This window comes from Pandoraea sp. ISTKB (assembly GCF_001721285.1).
Taxonomy (GTDB): domain Bacteria; phylum Pseudomonadota; class Gammaproteobacteria; order Burkholderiales; family Burkholderiaceae; genus Pandoraea; species Pandoraea capi.
Genome location: NZ_MAOS01000026.1, coordinates 29,190 through 47,636, shown reverse-complemented (window position 1 = coordinate 47,636; position 18,447 = coordinate 29,190). Strand labels below are relative to the sequence as shown.

Genomic DNA, 18,447 nt, shown 5'->3' with positions numbered 1-18,447 from the left:
CCATGGCTCGTTTCTTTATCGATCGCCCGGTCTTTGCCTGGGTGATCTCCCTGTTGATCACGCTGATCGGCGTGCTCGCGATCCGGGCGCTGCCCGTCGCGCAGTACCCCGACATCGCACCGCCGATGGTCAGCGTGTGGAGCAGCTATCCCGGCGCGTCGGCGAAAGTCGTCGAAGACTCGGTCACCGCGATCATCGAACGTCAGATGAACGGTGCGCCGGGGCTGATGTACACCTCCGCCACCAGCGGCAACGGCGAGTCCTCGGTGAACCTGACGTTCCGTCAGGGCACGAGCCTCGATCTGGCTGCCGTGGAAGTGCAGAACCGTCTGAAGACGGTCGAGTCGCGCTTGCCGGAAGTCGTGCGTCGCTACGGCGTGAAGGTCGAGCGCGCTGCCGACAACATCCATATGGTCGTCACGCTGTCGTCGCGCAATCCGGCGGTGAACGAATTCGATCTGGGCGAGATTGCCGCGTCACAGGTGATGAACCAGCTCAAGCGCGTGCCCGGCGTCGGTCAGGTGCAGTTCTGGGGCACGGAGAAGGCCATTCGCATCTGGCCCGACCCGGCTAAACTCGTTGCGCTCGATCTGACCGCCACGGACATCGTCTCCAAGGTGCGCGCCTACAACGCGCGCGTGACCGTCGGTGACCTCGGTGCGGGGTCGACACCGACGTCTGCCCCGATCAACGCCAACGTCGTGTCCGACAGCGCGTTGTCCACGCCGGAAGAGTTCGCCAACATTCCCTTGCGCGTGCGCTCGGACGGCTCGGCCATCCGGCTGGGCGATGTGGCGCGCGTGGAACTGGGCGCCTCGGACTACAACTACTCGGCGCGTGTCGACGGATTGCCCGCCACGGCCATGGGCGTGAAGCTCGCCGCCGGGTCGAACGCCGTCGAAGTGATGAAGGCCGTGCGTCAGGTGATGGACGAGCAGGCGAAGCTGTTCCCGGCGGGTGTCGAGTATCAGATGCCCTACGAGACGGCGTCGTTCGTGAAGGTCTCGATCCAGAAGGTCGTGAAGACGTTGCTCGAAGCCATCGTGCTCGTGTTCCTGGTGATGTATCTGTTCATGCAGAACCTGCGTGCAACGCTGATCCCGACGCTTGTCGTACCGGTCGCGTTGCTGGGCACGTTCGGCGTGCTGCTGGGGCTGGGCTATTCGGTCAATACGCTGACGATGTTCGGCATGGTGCTCGCCATCGGCATTCTGGTTGACGACGCCATCGTCGTGGTCGAGAACACCGAGCGGATCATGGTCGAGGAAGGCTTGTCGCCGTATGCGGCCACGGTCAAGGCGATGCAGCAGATCAGCGGGGCCATCGTGGGGATCACGGTGGTGCTGGTGACGGTCTTCGTGCCGATGGCGTTCTTCTCGGGCGCGGTGGGCAACATCTACCGCCAGTTCGCCGTCACGCTCGCCGTATCCATCGGCTTCTCCGCGTTCCTCGCACTCTCGCTCACCCCGGCGCTGTGCGCGACGTTGTTGCGCCCGGTCTCGCACGACCACCACGAGAAGCGCGGCTTCTTCGGCTGGTTCAACCGCACGTTCGCGGTGGGCACCGAGCGCTACACGCGCACCGTCGGCAAGACGTTGCGACGTCCGTGGCGCGCGCTGCTGGTCTATGGTCTCGTGCTGATCGCCGTGCCGCTGGCGTTCATGCGTCTGCCGTCGGCCTTTATTCCGGAGGAAGACACGGGCAGCTTCATGGTGATGGCGTCGGAGCCGCAGGGCGCCACGTTGCCCGAGGCGATGACCGCGCTCAAACGTATCGAGCGCTACCTGATGGAAAACGAGCCGGTCAAGCACGTGTTCGTGCTGGGCGGCTGGAACGAGTTCGGTGCAGGCCCGGGCGGCGGCATGTTGTACGTCACGCTCAAGGACTGGCATGAGCGCACGTCGAAGCACGACGGCGTGAACGCGATCGTCGAGCGCGTCAACGGCAAGTTCATGGGGCAACCCGATCGCATGATGATCGCGATGAACAGCCCGGCGTTGCCGGAGCTCGGGTCGTCCAACGGCTTCAACCTGCGCTTGCAGGATCGGGCGGGTGTCGGCAAGGAAGTCTTCACGGCTGCGCGTGACGATCTGCTTCACAAAGCCGCGCAGGACCCGGTGCTCAAGAACGTGATCTTCGCGGGGCAGGGCGATGTGCCGCAGGTCGACGTGAGCATCGATCGTCGCAAGATGGAAGCGTTGAAGGTCAACATGGACGACGTGAACACCACGCTCGCGACGATGTTCGGCTCGGACTATGTGGGCGACTTCATGCTGGGCTCGGAAAATCGCCGCGTGCTCGTACAGTCGGACGGCCGTCAGCGAGTGTCGCCCGAAGACATCGGCAACCTGCGCGTGCGCAACGCCAATGGCGAGATGGTGCCGCTCTCGGCTTTCGTCTCGCTGAAATGGAAGCTCGGCTCGCCGCAACTCAAGCGTTACAACGGCTATCCGTCGTTCACGATTCAGGGCGAAGCGGCGCCGGGCAAGAGCAGTGGCGAGGCCATGGCGCGCATGGAGCAACTGATGGCGGAGATGCCTGCGGGCATCGGGCACGAGTGGAGCGGGCAGTCGCTGGAAGAGCGCGACTCTGGCGCGCAGGCGCCGATCCTGTTCGCGTTGTCGGTGCTGGTGGTGTTCCTCGCGCTTGCGGCGCTCTACGAGAGCTGGGCGATTCCGGCGGCGGTCATCATGGTGGTGCCGCTCGGCGTGATCGGTGCGCTCGGCGCGGTGAGCCTGCTGGGCATGCCCAACGACATCTACTTCAAGGTGGGCCTGATCGCGACGATCGGTCTGTCGGCGAAGAACGCCATTCTGATCGTGGAAGTCGCCAACGATCTGACGAAGCAGGGCATGGCATGGCTCGATGCGGCTGTGGAAGCGGCGCGTCTGCGTTTGCGTCCGATCGTGATGACGTCGCTCGCGTTCGGCTTCGGCGTGGTGCCGCTGGCCATCGCTTCGGGACCGGCGTCGGGCGCGCAGCGCGCGATCGGCGTCGCAGTGCTCGGCGGGATCGTGACGGCCACGGTGCTGGCGATCTTCCTCGTGCCGCTGTTCTTCCTGATCGTCGGACGCTTCGTGCGCCGTTCACACACTGGCGGCAAGCCTGCGCAGGCAGACGCCGCGCCCGCCGTCGAGGGGAAAGTATGACGATGTTTCGACCCCGCCTTCGCGGGATGACCCTGGCCGCAGCCGGTCTGTTCGCGCTGCTGGCCGGATGCACGATGGCGCCCACGTACGAGCGCCCGGCCGCGCCGATGCCCACGACGTATGAGGCGGCGCCGGCGGGCGGCGACGTGCAGCTCGCGCTCGCCGCGCCGCTCACGGGCGACGCCGATTGGGCCGACGTCTTCACCGACCCGGAATTGCAGGCGCTGATTCGTCGCGCGTTGGCCCAGAATCGCGACTTGCGTCTGGCGTCCTTGCGGGTGCAGGAAGCGCGTGCGCTGTACGGCATCGAAGGTGCCAATCTGTTGCCGAGCGTGCAGGCGGGGGGATCATTCTCCCGTCAGCGCTATTCCGGCTCCGCAGGACAACCCGACGGCAGCAGCAATCCGCCGGGCGGCTATGTCGCTAACGATGTGCGCGCGACGCTCGGCGTGAGCGCGTTCGAACTCGATTTCTTCGGGCGCGTTCGCAGCCTGCGCGACGCCGCATTGCAGTCGTATCTCGCGAGCGAGGAGGCGCAACGCGCGGCGCAGGTCAGTCTCGTGGCCGAAGTGGCGACGGCTTATATCGGACTCGTGGCTGCGAACGAGCAACGCGCTTACGCGGCCAAGGTGCTGGCTGCACGCGAAGCGGGCATGCAGGTGATTCGCCTGCGCGCCGAGCGGGGACTTGTCGACGGCCTCGATCTGAATACGGAGACGACGCAGGTCGAGGTGGCACGTGCGGCGTTCGCCGAGCGTGAGCGCCAGCGCAGCGAGATTTCGCACATCCTGCAAGTGCTCACGGGCGACGTGGCGACGCGACCGTCCACGGAGGCGGCGCTCGACAGCGCCTTCGTCGTGCCGGTCGCGGCAGGGCTGCCGTCGTCGTTGCTGATGCGGCGCCCGGACATCCGGCAGGCGGAAGCGCAACTGCGGGGTGCGAATGCGAACATTGGCGCTGCCCGCGCGGCGTTCTTCCCGTCGATCCGGTTGACGACGGACATCGGGACCGCCAGTTCGCGTATTGCCGATCTGTTCAGTGCGGGCACGGGCGTCTGGTCGTTCCTGCCGCAGATCACCGTGCCGATCTTCGATGGCGGACGCAACATTCAGGGGCTGAACCTGGCGAACGTGCGCAAGGAAATGGCAGTCGTGTCGTACGAACGCGCCATCCAGACCGCATTCACGGAAGTCAACGAAGCGCTCACGGCGCAGCAATGGCTCTCGCGCCAGCTCGATGCGCAAAAGCGTGTATCGGACGGGGAGCGTGAGCGGCTGAAGCTGGCCGAGCGTCGTTATGCGAACGGTGTTGCGAGCTATCTCGAACTGCTCGATGCGCAACGCAGCGACTTTCAGGCGGCGCAGCAGTTGATCGACGTCAAGCAGCGCGTGCTGGTCAATCACGTGGCGCTGTATCGTGCGCTGGGCGGCGGCTGGACGCCGAACGCCGACGAATCCTGAGCGCAGCCGGTTCGCCGGTCGTCAAACAAAAACCCCGCCGGCTCTCGCGATCCGGCGGGGTTTTTTCATGCGATGTCGCGGTGAGGGCGACGCGCAGGCGTCAGAACATCAGAACGCGAAGCGGCCTTCCGAAGCGATCTTCGCCAGCGGTTCGCGCGGGCTCGGCACTTCGCGAGCGCGCAAGCCTTCCGGCAGTGCGTTCACGTCGCCGCCCGGACGGCCGATCGCGACGGCCGCTTCGATCTTGTACTTGGACGACAGATCGAGTTCGTTGCGGATCTTGTCGTGCTCGATGCCGGCCAGACCGTGCGCGGCCCAACCCGAGTTCGACGCTTGCAGCGCGAGGTAACCCCATGCGGCGCCGGCGTCAAAGCTATGCGTCGGGGCGGGCACTTCCTTGTCGCTGCCCGGGGGCGTGAGCGTCGACTTCGAGATCACGAGCACGATGGCGGCAGCGTGTTTGGCCCACGTCTGGTTGAATTCGTTGAGGAAGCCGACGAACTGTTCCCAGTGCGGCGTGCCACGGCGTGCGTAGACGAAGCGCCACGGTTGCGCGTTGTAGGCCGACGGGGCCCAGCGGGCGGCTTCGAACAGCGCCAGCAGTTCGGCTTCGGGAATCGTTTCATCCTTGAACGCGCGCGGCGACCAGCGGGCCACGAATTGCGGGTCGATCGGATGGTCGGCTTGACGCGTGTTGAGGGTGTTGATATCGGTCATGCGAATGTCTCGTCGGCAAAAATACGGGAGAGAGTGCTGCGGCACGTCGGCGTCAGGCCGACGGTCATGCGGTAATTGCGCCCGGGCGAGCCTGAGCAGGTCGCTAGGATACCGCGCGCGTCGTCCGATCCCAACCAATATCGCCGCACGTCCTTATAACCGGGCGCTATCATCCCGTCTCATGAACACGTTCAAAAACATGCGGATCTTCGTGCGCGTGGCCGACGGCGCGAGCTTTGCCGGCGCGGCGCGCGCGCTCGACATGACCACGCCACAGGTCTCGAAAGCGATCTCCGAGCTGGAGGCGCATCTGCGCACGCGACTGCTCCATCGCACCACGCGCCGGCTGGCGCTCACCGATGCAGGCAAGCGCTACCTCGCGCGGTGCCGCGACATCATCGCGCTGGTCGACGTTTCGGAAGCCGAGGCGGGGGCGACCAACGCGGCGCCGAGCGGCAAGCTCCGTTTGCACGCGCCGGCCAGTTTCGGGCAGGTCTTCGTCGTGCCGGCGCTGGCGCGATTCATGGAGCAGTATCCGGAGGTCGAGGTCGATCTGCTGCTGTCCTCGCGCGTGCCTGACCTGCTGGAGGAGAACATCGATGTCTCGCTGCGTCTGGCGGCGTCGCAACTGCCCGATTCGGGACTCGTCTCGACACGGATCTGCCGCATGGCGTCGGTGCTGTGCGCCGCCCCGCAATACCTCTCTGAGCACGGGGCGCCCCGGTCGCTCGACGAATTGGCGCAGCACACGCGGGTCCGCCTGAACGCGCCGCACTACACCGTCGAACACTGGCTTTTCGACGGTCCGGTCGGCACCGTGAAGCTGCCGATCCCCGCGGGGCGTCTGCGCGTGAATACGGCGGATTCGCTGGCAGCGGCGCTCGTGAGCGGCTGCGGCGTGGGTCCGGTGCCGTTGCTCTCCGCTGTTCCGGCACTGCGCAACGGGTCGCTGGTGCGCGTGCTGCCCGAGTACGAATTGCAGGGGACGAACGTCTACGCGGTGTACGCGTCGCGCCTGTATCTCGACGCGAAGGTCAAGACGTGGATCGAGTTTCTTCGAACGTTCGTGACGCAGGCGCTTGCGGCGCCCGACGCCGCAGCGATAGCGCTGCCGCCCCGATCAGCAGACCGATGACCAGCGACACCCAGAGCACCGCGGTGTCGCCCCAGTGTTCTCGAGCGAGGGAATATCCCCACGGGGCCACGGCCGAGACCGCGAACGCCGGCGCGAGCAAGGTGCCCAGGGCGCGGGCATAAGCGTCGTGGGAGAGGAGTTCGAGCGGCAGGCTGGCGCGTAGCAGCGTCGCCAGTCCGTTGAGCGCACCATAGCCGAAGATGAAGATACCGGCCGCGAGCGGCGACGACAGTCCGGCCAGCCCCAGCGCGAAGCACAGCGGCAAGCCGATGCCGACCACGACGTTGAGCTTGACGGCGCTCGCCTGCCGGGGTTGAAGCCACTCCAGCATGCGCGCACAGACCTGGCCGACGCCCCACAGCGCGGCGAGCCCGACCGGCAGCCCGCGCGTGCTCAGCACCGAGGTCAGGTGCGCAGCCAGGCCGGACGAAAGGATCGAGATCATCGCCATGATCGCGCCGTAGAGCAGGGCGGAGGCCCACGGCAGCGGTGCGCGCGCCTTGCGGATCTCGTCCGCCGCCGGGATTCTGGGCGGCGTTGGCGGCAGGCTGCGCAGCAAGGCCCACGCGACGAGGCCGATCACGCCATAGACGAATACACCGGTGCGCCATCCCCACGTGTCGCCGAGCCAGTTGCCCAACGGCCAGAAGACGGTCGTCGCCAATCCGCCGATGAGCGTGATCTGTGTCATCGGACGCCGTGCTGCCGCACCATACAGCGCGGCGAGTGTGGCGAAGGCAGCATCGTACAGCGAGAGCCGCATACCGATCCCGAGCAGACACCACGCGGCATAGAACTGGGCGAGGGTGCTGCCGGTGGCGAGCGCGACGCAGCCGACGGTACAAATGAGCGTGCCGACACACATGACGCGGCGCCCGCCGAACCGTTCGAGCCAGCGCCCGGACAATGGCGAGACGGCCGCCATTACCAGCATGGCAAGCGACGGCCCCGCGAACACCCATGTCTGGGCCCAACCCATATCGCGCGCGATGCGCCACGCGAACGCGCCGGGCAGATAGAAGTTCACACCCCAGTTGATGAGTTGCGCAAGGCCGAGCCGGATGACGATGGGCATGACGTGAAGCGGGCAGGAGCGCGCCGAAGGGAAGTCAAGGGGGTGACGGTATGAGTGCTGTATTGGTGCTGTATTGACGATAGCGCGAGACGAACCGATACAGGACATCCGTCCAATAGCCGAATGGTGCGCCAGCGCCATCTCTTGGTAAAGTCTTGGCATCTTATCCGTTTCATAAGGAAAACTTTGAGATGCGGCGCCTGAATCTGGATCAGCTTCATACTTTTTCAGAAGTCATCGACGCTGGCAGTTTCTCTGCGGCTGCCGCGCGTCTCGATTTGTCGCAGCCCGCCGTGAGTCTTCAGGTTCGCCAGCTGGAACAGCGCTTGAACGTCAGACTCATCGAGCGCGTCGGCAAACGTCTGAAGCCGACGTCGGCGGGGCAGACATTGCTCGAACATGCGCGGCGTATCGACGCTGCCGTCGAAGACGCCATGCAGGCGCTGTCGAGTCATGCGCTGGGGGTGGCCGGCGAGGTCGCGATCGGCACGGGGGCGACGGCGTGCATCCACTTGCTGCCGCCGATGCTGCGCGCGATGCGCAAGCGCCATCCGTTGCTCGATATTCGGGTGAGTACCGGCAACACCGACGACGTTGTCGCGGCCGTGACCGAAAACCGTCTCGACATCGGTCTTGTGACTTTGCCCGCTGCCGGACGCAGTCTGCACATCACCCCGGTACTGCAAGACGAGTTTGTCGCGATCGCGCCGGCAAGCGATAGCGAGTGGGCTCAGGAAGTGACGCCGCAAGCGCTCGCCGCAGCGCCGATGGTGGCGTTCGAATCCGGCAGCAGCACGCGACTATTGATCGATGAGTGGTTTTTGCAAGCGGGAATTCGTATGCGCCCGGTGATGGCGCTCGGGAGTATCGAGGCGATCAAGGAAATGGTCGCGGCGGGATTGGGGTATAGCATCGTGCCGCGAATGTCGGTCAGCGCGGGTCATCATCGACGCGGATTGCGTATATCCACACTGACACCGGCCTTATCGAGAACGCTGGCGATCGTGGTGCGTCAGGATAAACCGCTGACGCCGGGATTGCGAAAAGTCCTGTCGGCATTGGAGTCATTGGGCTGCGCGGTATGAAATTCGATGAGAAAATGATTGGCACTCCACGTCATATAGTGGGGTTGTTTTATTGGGTAAAATTACTCCCCGCAAAACGCAAAGCTCAGACTACAATGCGCGAATATCGGCAATCCACCGGCAATTATTAGAGAACGTGCAATTCGCAATGCATCACAATCTTTATCGATATGAAGGGCTGCTGGGTGCCCGGTCGGTCGAGGCGCTGGACGCCGAGTTTCAGAAACTGACGCAAACGCTGGAATACGACGCACTGTTCTACGCCCCGTTATTGCCCCGTCGCGAGCGAGAGGCTGCGGCGTTTCAGATGGACGATCAGCTCATTTCCGCACAGGGAATGCCGAGCCGCCATATCTTCACGACGTTTCCGCCTGCCTGGATCGAGCGTTATCAGAGTGCGGGCTATGCGGAAGTCGATCCGGTGCTTGTCGCCGCGAATCTGTCGCCGTTGCCGATTCTCTGGCGCACCTTTCTCACACAGAAGCGTCCTCACCCCATCTTCGCGGATGCGCGCGCTCACGGGCTTGGCAGTGGTGTATCGATTCCCATTTACGGGGCTGCCGGCGAGCGGGCGATTTTCAGTGCCGCGACGGCGAAGTCGCCGGAGGAATCGGCGGAACTCGAAGCGCGCATGGTCGGTGAAATCTATCTCACGGCGCTTTACTTTCATCAGGCGATTCAGCAACTCGACATGCAGTGGGTCGCGAGCCGCAGCAATGGCAAACTCAGTCCGCGTGAGATCGAAAGTCTATTGTGGGCGGCACGCGGCAAGACGGCGTGGGAAATCGGGTTGATTCTGAAGATATCGGAACACACGGTGACGTTTCACATCAATAACGCCAAACGCAAGCTCGGTGCGGTCAATCGACATCAGGCAATTGCGGCGGCAATCAGCACCGGTTTGATTTCTCCCTGACATTTCCGTCATTTTCGAGACATTTTGGGATCGTGTTTGGCTGATTTCACACTTTTTCCGAAACAGTGTGTTGTCGCTTTGCGGCTGGTTGATTCGTAAGGGAAAACTATAATTTACTCATGGTGCGAACTGATTGGTTAGCAGTTTTCGCTTCCATGAGTGAAATACGAACGATAAAAGGAGTTTTCCATGAAGAAGAACCTGTTGACCGCCGTTGCGCTGGTGAGTCTTACCCTCGCTGCCGGCTCGGCCATGGCTGCCGATCAGTCCAGCGGCGTGACCCGCGAACATGTGCGCGCCGAACTGCAAGCGGCCCGCGAACTCGGTCTCTCGCCGGTGACGGAATTCAACTTCCCGTACACCTACGAGCAGTCGGTGCAACTGCAAAAGCGCACGGCCGAAATCGAAGCGGCACAGCACAATGGTGCACCGCAAGCACCGATGGCCAACTAAGGCGTTGGCGTCAGTGAGAAGATCGTCGACGACGTTGTCGACACGCTTACCGAGTCGTTGAGTCGTACCTGAAGTCCCTCGATTCGCCGACGGCCCGCCTGACTCGACATCGAGTCCCGCCCGCGCCGCGCGAATCGTCTCAATGACGCAGCGATGCGTCACTCTCCACAGCCCCGCCCGAGGATTCGTTCCCGACGGGGCTTGTGTGTTTCTGCCATCCCCCACCCAGCGCCAGGAACAGATTGACCTGATCCATGGCGACTTGCGTTTCCGATGCCGCCAGCGCCGCTTCGGCGCTCGCATGCGTGCGCTCGGCGTCGAGGCTCGTGAGGTACGGCGCACGACCGGCGCGATACAGCTTGTGATTCTGTTCGGCCGCATCGCGTGATTTGTCGCGGGCGTCGCGCAGGGCGTCGTCGCGCTGCAATTCGCGGGTGTAAGCGGAGAGCGACGTCTTGGCTTCCTGCACGGCTTTGAGTACAACGCCGTCGAAATGCGCAAGCGCAGCATCGGCACCGGCTTCCATGCCCTTGATGTGCGAACGCACGCCGTTGGTCGGTAGCGACCACGAGATCATCGGGCCGACCGTCCACTGTTCCGTGCGTCCCTGTCCGAAGTGTTCGAGCACACCATTTGCCCCGATCGATGCGCCGAAGCGGATCGATGGATACAGGTCCGCCGTCGCCACCCCGATCTTGGCGGTGGCCGACGCGAGTTCGCGTTCTGCCTGACGTACGTCCGGGCGGCGCTTGAGCAGCGCGGTGCCGTCGCCGACAGGCAGCGCTTGCGTGAGTTGCGGAATGCGGCGGCATTGAGCGACGCGTGCGTCGAGCGTGCCGGGCACCTTGCCCAGCATCACGGCCAGCCGGTACGTTGCGGCTTCGCTCTGCGCCTGGAAATGCGGCAGTGCGGCGCGCAGCGTGTCGGCTTGCGCCTGCGCGCGCAGCAGATCGGTCGGCTGATCGCGTCCGGCGTCCACGAGCTTGCGGGTGATGGCGACGCTGCGCTCCTGCAACCGCAACTGCTCGTTGGCGATGTCGTATTCGTGGTTCGCCGCGCAACCTTGCACGTACGCCCGCACGGTCTCGGCCGCCACGCTCACACGCGCGACGTCGAGTGCAGCCTGACTCGCTTCGGCGGCGGCCAGCGCGGCTTCGTCGGCTCGCGCGAGTTTGCCGAAGAAGTCGATCTGATAGGAGATGCCGAGGGTTGCGACGGCGATGTTCACCACCGGCAGCTTCTCTTCCTTGAGCAGGCTTTCGCCCGAGATCTGCGCGCGGGCCGCTTCGGCCTCCACGCCCCCCTGCGGCAGATTCTCGGATTCCACTTCGTGATACATCGCGACCGCACGTTGCACGTTCGCCAGCGCCACGCGCACGTTCGTGTTGGCGGTAAGCGCCTCTCTCACGAGCGTGTCGAGCTGCGGATCGTCATAGAGCTTCCACCAATCGTCGGGCACCGCGCCGATGGAGACGGCGCGTTGCGACGCATCGGCGAGCGGGCCATTCGCGTCGGGCGAGCGCATCACCGAATGCTCCGGCAGATGGTAGTCCGGCCCGACGGTCGTGCAACCGGCGACGAGCGCGGCGGCAGTCGCCACGGCGCTCATCAACGCAAAACGCGCTTTGCAACCCGCTCGGGTTCGGGCGACGGTTTTCACGGACTTCACTGACGAGCCTCCGCTTGTGCTGCCGGTGTCCCGTTCTGAGAGACGGCGGCGAGCGAGGCCGTCGATGCTTGTTTCGGCTGGGTTGCCTTGTCCTGCGTTTGCACGACAGTGACCGTCGCCGTACGACCGGCGACGAGGCGCATGTCCTTGGGCACATCGTCGAGTGCGATACGCACCGGAATGCGCTGTGCCAGACGGACCCAGTTAAACGTCGGATTGATGTTCGGGAGCATCGATGCGCCGCTGGTGCGGTCACGGTCCTCGATCCCGGCGACGATGCTTTGCACGTGGCCGTGCAGCACATGACGCTCGCCCATCAGGCGAATCTCCACCTTGTCGCCGATGTGGATGCCGCGCATCTTCGTCTCTTCGAAATAGCCTTCGACGTGCAGCGAGTTCGCGTCGACCATGGAGAGCACCGGACGTCCGGTGCTCACGTAATCGCCCACGCGCGGCAGGCGGTCGTTCAGATAACCGTCGGCGGGGGCGAGCACGCGAGTGCGTTCGAGGTTGAGCTTCGCGAGACGCACGGCAGCGTCTGCCTGAGCCACGGCCGCCTCACCGGATTCGACCTTGGCCTGACCGGCCTCGACGACTTCCTTCGCGACCACTTCCGTCAGCTGATGATTGCGGGCGTTTTCACGACGCGCCTGCGCCAGCGTGGCGCGTTGTGCGGCGGCGGTGGCTTCGGCCTGCTGCAAGGCGAGCGTATAGCGGTCGCGATCTATAACGAACAGCAGATCGCCGCGATGCACTTGCTGGTTGTCCTTCACGTCGACATCGGTGATGAGACCGGAGACATCAGGCGCGACTTGCACGATATCGGCGCGAATGCGGCCGTCGCGCGTCCACGGGGCGACGGTGTAGTAATCCCACAGATGCAGCAGCACGAAGATCGCGACGCAGGAGACGGCAAGCGTCAGGACGACGGGGCCGAGGGAGCGAAGTTTCAGTTTCATGATTGGCAGGCGCGCGCGAGGGCGACGATGCCGCCCAGCGCGATGATGTACACAGCAAGATTGAATAACGAACGGTGCCAGACGAGCTTGTAGAAGCCGATACGCGCGAGCACGAAGCGTAGCGCGCCCGTCAGCACGAATGCCACGATCATCAGGGCCAGCAGCGTCGGCACGAATACGCCGTAGATGTCGATCTCGCCGCTCATTGGGCACTCCCGGTAGTGGTGGCAGGGAACAGTGCGACGTGGATGTCCATGAGCGAGGCACGCGCGCTGCGCGAGGCCTGATCGCTATGGGCGACCAGCGAGCGCACGGCGCCCAGCAGTTTGTCTTGCAGCGAGCTGTCCGGCTGGCTCACCTGTTCGTCGAGTCGCGACTGATAGAAGCGCGCCACGTCGGTGAGCGCAGCTTCGACGGCACTGCGCTGCAAGGGATTCAGATGCGGCAGCTCGCGCTGCAAGGCGAGTGCCGAGAGTTCGACGCGCACTTCGGTGAAGCCGTCGCTCGACGTCTCGCTCTCGCTCGCGGCCAGACGCGGCACCAGTTGCCCGAGCCGGTCGAGCAGACGTGCGCGCAGCCGGTTGTGCTCGCTCACCGAGCGGCCCATGGCGTTCTTCGCGATGTCGCGCCAGCTCGAATGAATCAGGCGACGCATGGCCACGCGCGTGCCGAACGGACGCGTTTGCAGGGTCCACAACAGCGCGAACAGCACACCGGCCAGCCCCGCGATATTGCTGTTGAAGAACGCCGGGAAGTCGGCGCTGTAGCCGCCCTGAATGCCGACGAAGCTCGCGGTGTTCACGGCCACGAGCATCGCCACCATCGTGAAGCGCGGCTGCGGGATGAACGTGCCGAGCAACAGGTAGGGCACGGCGAAGAGGGCGACCAGCAGACCGAAGTCGTGGGCGTTCGTCAGAATGAAGAACACATAGACGGCGGCAAGGACCACGCACACGGCCGTCGCCCAGAAGAATGAGCGGATGAACGGTGCGGGTTCGTCCATGGCCGCGAAGAAGCAGCAGGCGACGGCCCCGAGCGAGACGCCGGCAGCGCCGTCGTTCCAGCCCGTGTAGATCCACGCCAGCCCCATGATGAACGTGCACAGCGCGGCGGAGATCGTCGAGAACAGCAGCAGCCCGTGGTCGTAGTGGCGCGCGCCGCCGAGTTCCCAGTAGGGGAAGGCGGGCGTCCACTCGGGCGCGTCGCCTTGCTGACTGAAACGGCGTTGCAGCGACGCGCAGTCCTGCCACAACTGCACGAGCGAGCGCAGACGGTCTTCAGTCGCCGCGACGAGTGCGCCGTACCAGTCCGACGCCTCGCCGGCCGACTGTGGCGGCTTGAGCAGGTGCGCCGGGGCAGGCGAGGGCGCACCGCGCCGCAGCCACGCGACCACTTCGGCCATCTTGTCCTCCAGCGCTTCGGGCGCGCCCTTCGGATGCAGGCGCAACGTCTGCACGAGCGATGCCACCGTCGAGAGGACCGGCATCATCATCGTCATGCGTCCGCGCAACTCCTGCGCGTCGCGTACGCGCTCGGAGGTGTCGGCGTCATAAGACAACTGGCTGATCAACTGGTCGAGCGCCAGAATGTCGGCCGCCATGCGGTGACGGCTCATGTGGCGCGTAGCCTTGCCTTCGGGATCGGCCGACAGCATGTCGGTGGTCCAGCGAGCGGCGTCGGTGAGCCAGCGCGTGGAGCGGTCGTGCAGCACCTTCGCGACGCTCGTCGGCAGAATCACGGCGCCCACGACACTCGCGCAGACGATGCCCAGAATGATCTCTTCGGAGCGCGCGATGGCGATGTCGAAGATACCGGAGGGCGTGTTCACGGCCGGGAGTGCGATCAGCGGCAACGTGTACGAGGCGAGCAGGAAGACGTAGCTGCGCGGTGAACGATGCAGCAACGAGATGTAGAGCAACGTGCCGGTCCACAGCCCGACGGCGGCCATCAGCAGTTCCGGCGTATCGACGAGTGCGGGAACGAACGCGATGGACGCCGCAGCGCCCAGCAACGTGCCGAGCACGCGATAGAGCGCCTTGGAGCGTGTGGCGCCGGTCAGCGGGTGCGACACGATATAGACCGTCGCCATCGCCCAGTAGGGGCGAGGCAGGCCGAGCGCGAGCGCGATATAGAGCGCCAGCATCGAGGCGACGAACGCCTTGATCGAAAAAATCCAGTCGCGTGAAGATGGCCAGGTAAGCACGGTTTACTTCTTGGGGAGCGCCATGGCGAGGATGGACCCATCGGGGTCGGCCGCGCGGTTGAGCGTTTCAAACACGCGCAACACCGCCTCGAAGTCTTCTCGGGGGATGTCGGCGAATACCTTGGCGCGCAGTTGGCTGAGTTCGCGTTCGAGCTTCTCGGCGAGCGCTTCGCCGGCGTCGGTGAGCTTCAGTGCGTTGGCGCGACGGTCGCTGGCATCGACTTCACGCACGACCAGACCGGCGGCGCACAGTTGATCGAGCAGACGCACGAGCGACGCGCCTTCCAGCCCGACGTACTCGGCCAGCTCGACCTGACGCACACCCTGGCCAAGACGGCGGATGAACAGTAACGGGCCTGCGCTCGCCGCGGAAATACCGTATTCGACGATCGCGCCCTGCGACAACTGGCGCCACTGTTTGCCCGCCAGCAGCAGATGGCTGGTGAAGACGAAGCGGAGCGTTTCTAGGGAGGTCATGGCGAAAGATTATATGTTAACTAATAATTAGGATGCTAGTTAATAGCCTGTTGCGCCAGGCGTGGAAATGATGGGAAGCCTTGCCGTGGATGCGCGTGGACAGGCACGCGGGACGTGCCTTTGCGCGATTTGCGCAGGTAAGATAGCGGCACTCACGGCGGTATTTCGTGGTCGCGCCGGCCGGCAGCCAAGTGTTACGACATATTTCAAGGGACGCCCCATGACATCGAAGGGACTGGATAGCGAATCGTTCGAATTGCTGCTCGCGGCGGTGCAACGGTTCATCCGCGAGCGGCTGGTGCCCGCCGAGAACGACGTGGAGGCACAGGACGACGTGCCGCAGACCCTCGTCGACGAGATGAAGGAGATGGGCCTGTTCGGGCTTTCGATTCCGGAGGCATTCGGCGGCATCGGTCTGTCGATGGCGCAGGAGGTGCGCGTGGCGTACGAGTTCGGGCAGACGTCGCTGGCGTTCCGCTCGGTCTTCGGCACCAACGTGGGCATCGGCTCGCAGGGCATTCTGATGGACGGCACCGACGCGCAGAAGCAAGACCTGCTGCCGCGCGTGGCGAGTGGTGAGCTGATCATGTCGTTTGCACTGACCGAGCCGGACGCCGGATCGGACCCTGCGGCGCTGAAGACGCGCGCGGTGCTCGACGGCGACACCTATGTGATCGAAGGCGTGAAGCGCTTCATCACCAACGCGCCGCGCGCCGGGGCTTTTACGCTGATGGCGCGCACCGGCGGCGAGGGCGCGGGCGGCATCTCGGCCTTCATCGTGCCCGCCGATACGCCGGGCCTGTCGCTCGGCAAGCCGGACAAGAAGATGGGCCAGCGCGGCACCAAGACCTGCGACGTGGTGTTGCAAGGCGCGCGGGTGCCTGCCGCGAACATCATCGGCGGGGTGGCGGGCAAAGGCTTCAAGACGGCCATGAAGGTGCTCGACCGTGGCCGTCTGCATGTGGCGGCACTCGCGTGCGGCATGGCGCAGCGGATTCTGGACGAATCGGTGGCCTATGCGCGCGAGCGCAAGCAGTTCGGTCAACGCATCGGCGACTTCCAGCTGGTGCAGGCGATGCTCGCCGACAGTCAGGCCGAACTCTATGCCGGATGGTCGATGGTGCAGGACTGCGCAGTGCGCTATGACGCCAAACCCGCCGGTACGCGCGACGCCGATGTGAGCACGCGCGCGTCGTGCGCCAAGCTGTTCTGCACCGAGATGGTCGGGCGCGTGGCGGATCGCGGCGTGCAGGTGCATGGCGGCGCGGGCTACATCAACGAGTACAAGGTCGAGCGCTTCTATCGCGACGTGCGCCTGCTGCGTCTGTATGAAGGCACGACTCAGATCCAGCAACTCATCATTGGCCGCGCCCTGATGCAGGACGAATGAACGTGCAGACGCCCGCGCAGAAAGTGTCACCGACGGCATTGCCGTTGCTCGTCGCTTCGACGTTCTTCATGGAGAACCTCGACGCGACCATCATCACGACGTCGATTCCCGCCATGGCGCGGGACTTCGGTGTCGCCCCCTCGCAGCTCTCGATCGGCCTGTCGGCTTATCTGGTCGCACTCGCGGCATTCATTCCGGCGAGCGGCTGGCTCGCGGACCGTCTGGGGCCGCGTCGCGTGTTCCCGGCCGCGATTGCGCTGTTCACGCTGGCGTCGGTGCTGTGCGCGATGAGCACGAGCCTCGACATGTTCACCGTGTGTCGTGTGCTGCAAGGGCTCGCCGGCGCCATGATGGTCCCGGTCGGCCGTCTGGTCGTGCTGCGCAGCACACCGAAGCCGGCGCTCGTGCGCGCCATCGCGACGATCACCTGGCCCGGCCTCGCCGCCCCGGTGCTCGGACCGGCGCTCGGCGGCTTCATTTCGTCGACATGGAGCTGGCACTGGATCTTTCTTATCAACGTGCCGTTGGGCATGGCGGCCTTCGCGGCGGCGCTATGGCTGGTGAAGCCGTCGCCGGGGCAGAGCAAGCCGTTCGATCTGGCGGGATTCGTCGCGAGCGGTGTCGGGGCCAGCCTGCTGATGTTCGGTGTCGAACTCGCGAGCCGCACGCCGGCGGACTGGCCGGCCGTGATTGGTTGTCTGGTCATCGGCGGTCTGGCGATGGCGTGGTCGATTCGCCACTTCGGCCGCACGTCGCATCCGCTTCTCAATCTGGGGGCGATGCGGGTGCAGACGTTTGCCGTCACTGTGTGGGGCGGTTCGATGTTTCGTATCGCCATCGGCAGCGCGCCATTCCTTCTACCGTTGATGTTCCAGCTGGCGTTCGGCATGAGCGCCGTGACGTCCGGGTTGCTGATGCTCGCGCTGTTCGCGGGTAACCTCGGCATCAAACCGGCGACCACGCCGATCATGCGCCGCTTCGGTTTCCGCCGGGTGTTGCTCGGCAACGGGTGGCTCGTCGTCGTGGGCTTCGCCCTGTGCGCGATGCTCTCGGCAACGACGCCGCTGTGGATCATTGCGCTGGTGCTGCTCTTTGGCGGCATCTGTCGCTCGGTGCAGTTCACCACGCTGGCGACGCTGGCTTATGCCGACGTGCCGCCGGCCGACATGAGCGGTGCCAGCACGCTATCCTCGGCGCTTCAGCAAATGACGACCGGCATGGGCATCGCGCTCGGTGCGCTCGTCCTCAAGATTACCGAGGTCGCAGGTGTCACGCCGTTCAGCACCGCGAGTTTTCGCTGGACGTTCGTCGTCATGGCCGGGATCGCGCTGCTCGCCATGATCGACGGCTCGCGTCTGCCGGCCGACGCCGGCGCGCAGGTGAGCGGGCACCAGCCGTCACCGTCGAGATGACGTGACGACCAAAGTGCCGACTGATGCGCCAACCGAGATGCCGACGCACCGCATGTAGGCATCATGATGGTGCGCACGGGGCAGGCGCCCCGTGCCGTGCACTGGTGCGGTGCAGCAGATGGCGCCCAAGAATCGGACACTTCCCATAGACAACTTCATGGCTTCTCCTTGTCCGGCAACGCTTTGCCGATAGTCCCGTCCCCGCTGGCACGCTTGTTGCGTTAGCCATAACGCTAGCGGCAAAGGCGTCGCCGGCAACGAATTCTGGTGCGGCGTCGGGCGGGACAGCCTGCGACGTACCCACAGGACAACGGCGTCCCTCCGTGCTTCGGCGCGGATGGACGCCG

At 64.8% G+C, this 18,447-nt stretch carries 15 protein-coding genes; 8 read left to right on the top strand and 7 right to left on the bottom strand.

Annotated elements, in window-relative coordinates:
- Positions 1 to 2 precede the first annotated feature (2 nt).
- A complete protein-coding gene (locus A9762_RS07875; RefSeq protein ID WP_069341489.1) occupies positions 3 to 3,149 on the top strand; it encodes a multidrug efflux RND transporter permease subunit in 3,147 nt (1,048 codons plus the stop codon).
- The gene (locus A9762_RS07870; RefSeq protein ID WP_083253737.1) at positions 3,146 to 4,609 is read left to right on the top strand and encodes an efflux transporter outer membrane subunit; all 1,464 of its coding nucleotides are present in this window, start codon (positions 3,146 to 3,148) and stop codon (positions 4,607 to 4,609) included. Before A9762_RS07875 ends, A9762_RS07870 begins: the two co-directional genes overlap by 4 nt.
- Positions 4,610 to 4,717: 108 nt before the next feature.
- Here the strand turns inward: A9762_RS07870 and A9762_RS07865 are convergent, their stop codons facing one another.
- Entirely contained in the window at positions 4,718 to 5,326 is a 609-nt protein-coding gene (locus A9762_RS07865; protein WP_170836207.1) for a nitroreductase family protein, read from the bottom strand.
- Positions 5,327 to 5,507: 181 nt separating this feature from the next.
- Here A9762_RS07865 and A9762_RS07860 point away from each other — a divergent pair, with 181 nt between their 5' ends.
- Positions 5,508 to 6,461, top strand: a complete 954-nt coding sequence (locus A9762_RS07860; protein WP_069341488.1) for a LysR family transcriptional regulator — start codon at positions 5,508 to 5,510, stop codon at positions 6,459 to 6,461.
- Here the strand turns inward: A9762_RS07860 and A9762_RS07855 are convergent.
- Positions 6,361 to 7,536, bottom strand: coding sequence for an MFS transporter (locus A9762_RS07855; RefSeq protein WP_069341487.1), 1,176 nt, complete (start codon positions 7,534 to 7,536; stop codon positions 6,361 to 6,363). The two genes, A9762_RS07860 and A9762_RS07855, sit on opposite strands and share 101 nt — an antisense overlap.
- A gap of 191 nt (positions 7,537 to 7,727) precedes the next feature.
- Here A9762_RS07855 and A9762_RS07850 point away from each other — a divergent pair, with 191 nt between their 5' ends.
- The 3 genes from A9762_RS07850 to A9762_RS07840 all read left to right on the top strand — a co-directional run bounded on the left by A9762_RS07850 (position 7,728) and on the right by A9762_RS07840 (position 9,990).
- The gene (locus A9762_RS07850) at positions 7,728 to 8,621 is read left to right on the top strand and encodes a LysR family transcriptional regulator (RefSeq protein WP_069341486.1); all 894 of its coding nucleotides are present in this window, start codon (positions 7,728 to 7,730) and stop codon (positions 8,619 to 8,621) included.
- Positions 8,622 to 8,769: 148 nt separating this feature from the next.
- Entirely contained in the window at positions 8,770 to 9,537 is a 768-nt protein-coding gene (locus A9762_RS07845) for an autoinducer binding domain-containing protein (protein ID WP_069341485.1), read from the top strand.
- A 189-nt stretch (positions 9,538 to 9,726) separates the two neighbouring features.
- Entirely contained in the window at positions 9,727 to 9,990 is a 264-nt protein-coding gene (locus A9762_RS07840) for a DUF4148 domain-containing protein (protein WP_069341484.1), read from the top strand.
- A 139-nt stretch (positions 9,991 to 10,129) separates the two neighbouring features.
- Here the strand turns inward: A9762_RS07840 and A9762_RS07835 are convergent, their stop codons facing one another.
- From A9762_RS07835 to A9762_RS07815, 5 genes are read right to left on the bottom strand one after another with little or no spacing between them, the layout of a single operon-like run.
- On the bottom strand, positions 10,130 to 11,599 hold the full coding sequence (locus A9762_RS07835; protein WP_069341483.1) for an efflux transporter outer membrane subunit: 1,470 nt from the start codon (positions 11,597 to 11,599) through the stop codon (positions 10,130 to 10,132).
- Positions 11,600 to 11,655: 56 nt separating this feature from the next.
- Positions 11,656 to 12,618, bottom strand: coding sequence for an efflux RND transporter periplasmic adaptor subunit (locus A9762_RS07830; RefSeq protein WP_069341482.1), 963 nt, complete (start codon positions 12,616 to 12,618; stop codon positions 11,656 to 11,658).
- Positions 12,615 to 12,824, bottom strand: coding sequence for a DUF1656 domain-containing protein (locus A9762_RS07825; RefSeq protein ID WP_069341481.1), 210 nt, complete (start codon positions 12,822 to 12,824; stop codon positions 12,615 to 12,617). Before A9762_RS07825 ends, A9762_RS07830 begins: the two co-directional genes overlap by 4 nt.
- Positions 12,821 to 14,821, bottom strand: a complete 2,001-nt coding sequence (locus tag A9762_RS07820) for an FUSC family protein (RefSeq protein ID WP_069341480.1) — start codon at positions 14,819 to 14,821, stop codon at positions 12,821 to 12,823. The genes A9762_RS07825 and A9762_RS07820 overlap by 4 nt, the downstream gene beginning before the upstream one ends.
- 3 nt (positions 14,822 to 14,824) lie before the next feature.
- Entirely contained in the window at positions 14,825 to 15,298 is a 474-nt protein-coding gene (locus tag A9762_RS07815) for a MarR family winged helix-turn-helix transcriptional regulator (RefSeq protein WP_069341479.1), read from the bottom strand.
- Between the two features lie 220 nt (positions 15,299 to 15,518).
- Here A9762_RS07815 and A9762_RS07810 point away from each other — a divergent pair, with 220 nt between their 5' ends.
- Positions 15,519 to 16,688 carry an acyl-CoA dehydrogenase family protein gene (locus A9762_RS07810; RefSeq protein WP_069341478.1) on the top strand — a complete coding sequence of 390 codons (1,170 nt, stop codon included), beginning with the start codon at positions 15,519 to 15,521 and terminating at the stop codon, positions 16,686 to 16,688.
- Positions 16,685 to 18,100, top strand: a complete 1,416-nt coding sequence (locus A9762_RS07805; protein WP_069341477.1) for an MFS transporter — start codon at positions 16,685 to 16,687, stop codon at positions 18,098 to 18,100. The genes A9762_RS07810 and A9762_RS07805 overlap by 4 nt, the downstream gene beginning before the upstream one ends.
- Positions 18,101 to 18,447: the final 347 nt, after the last annotated feature.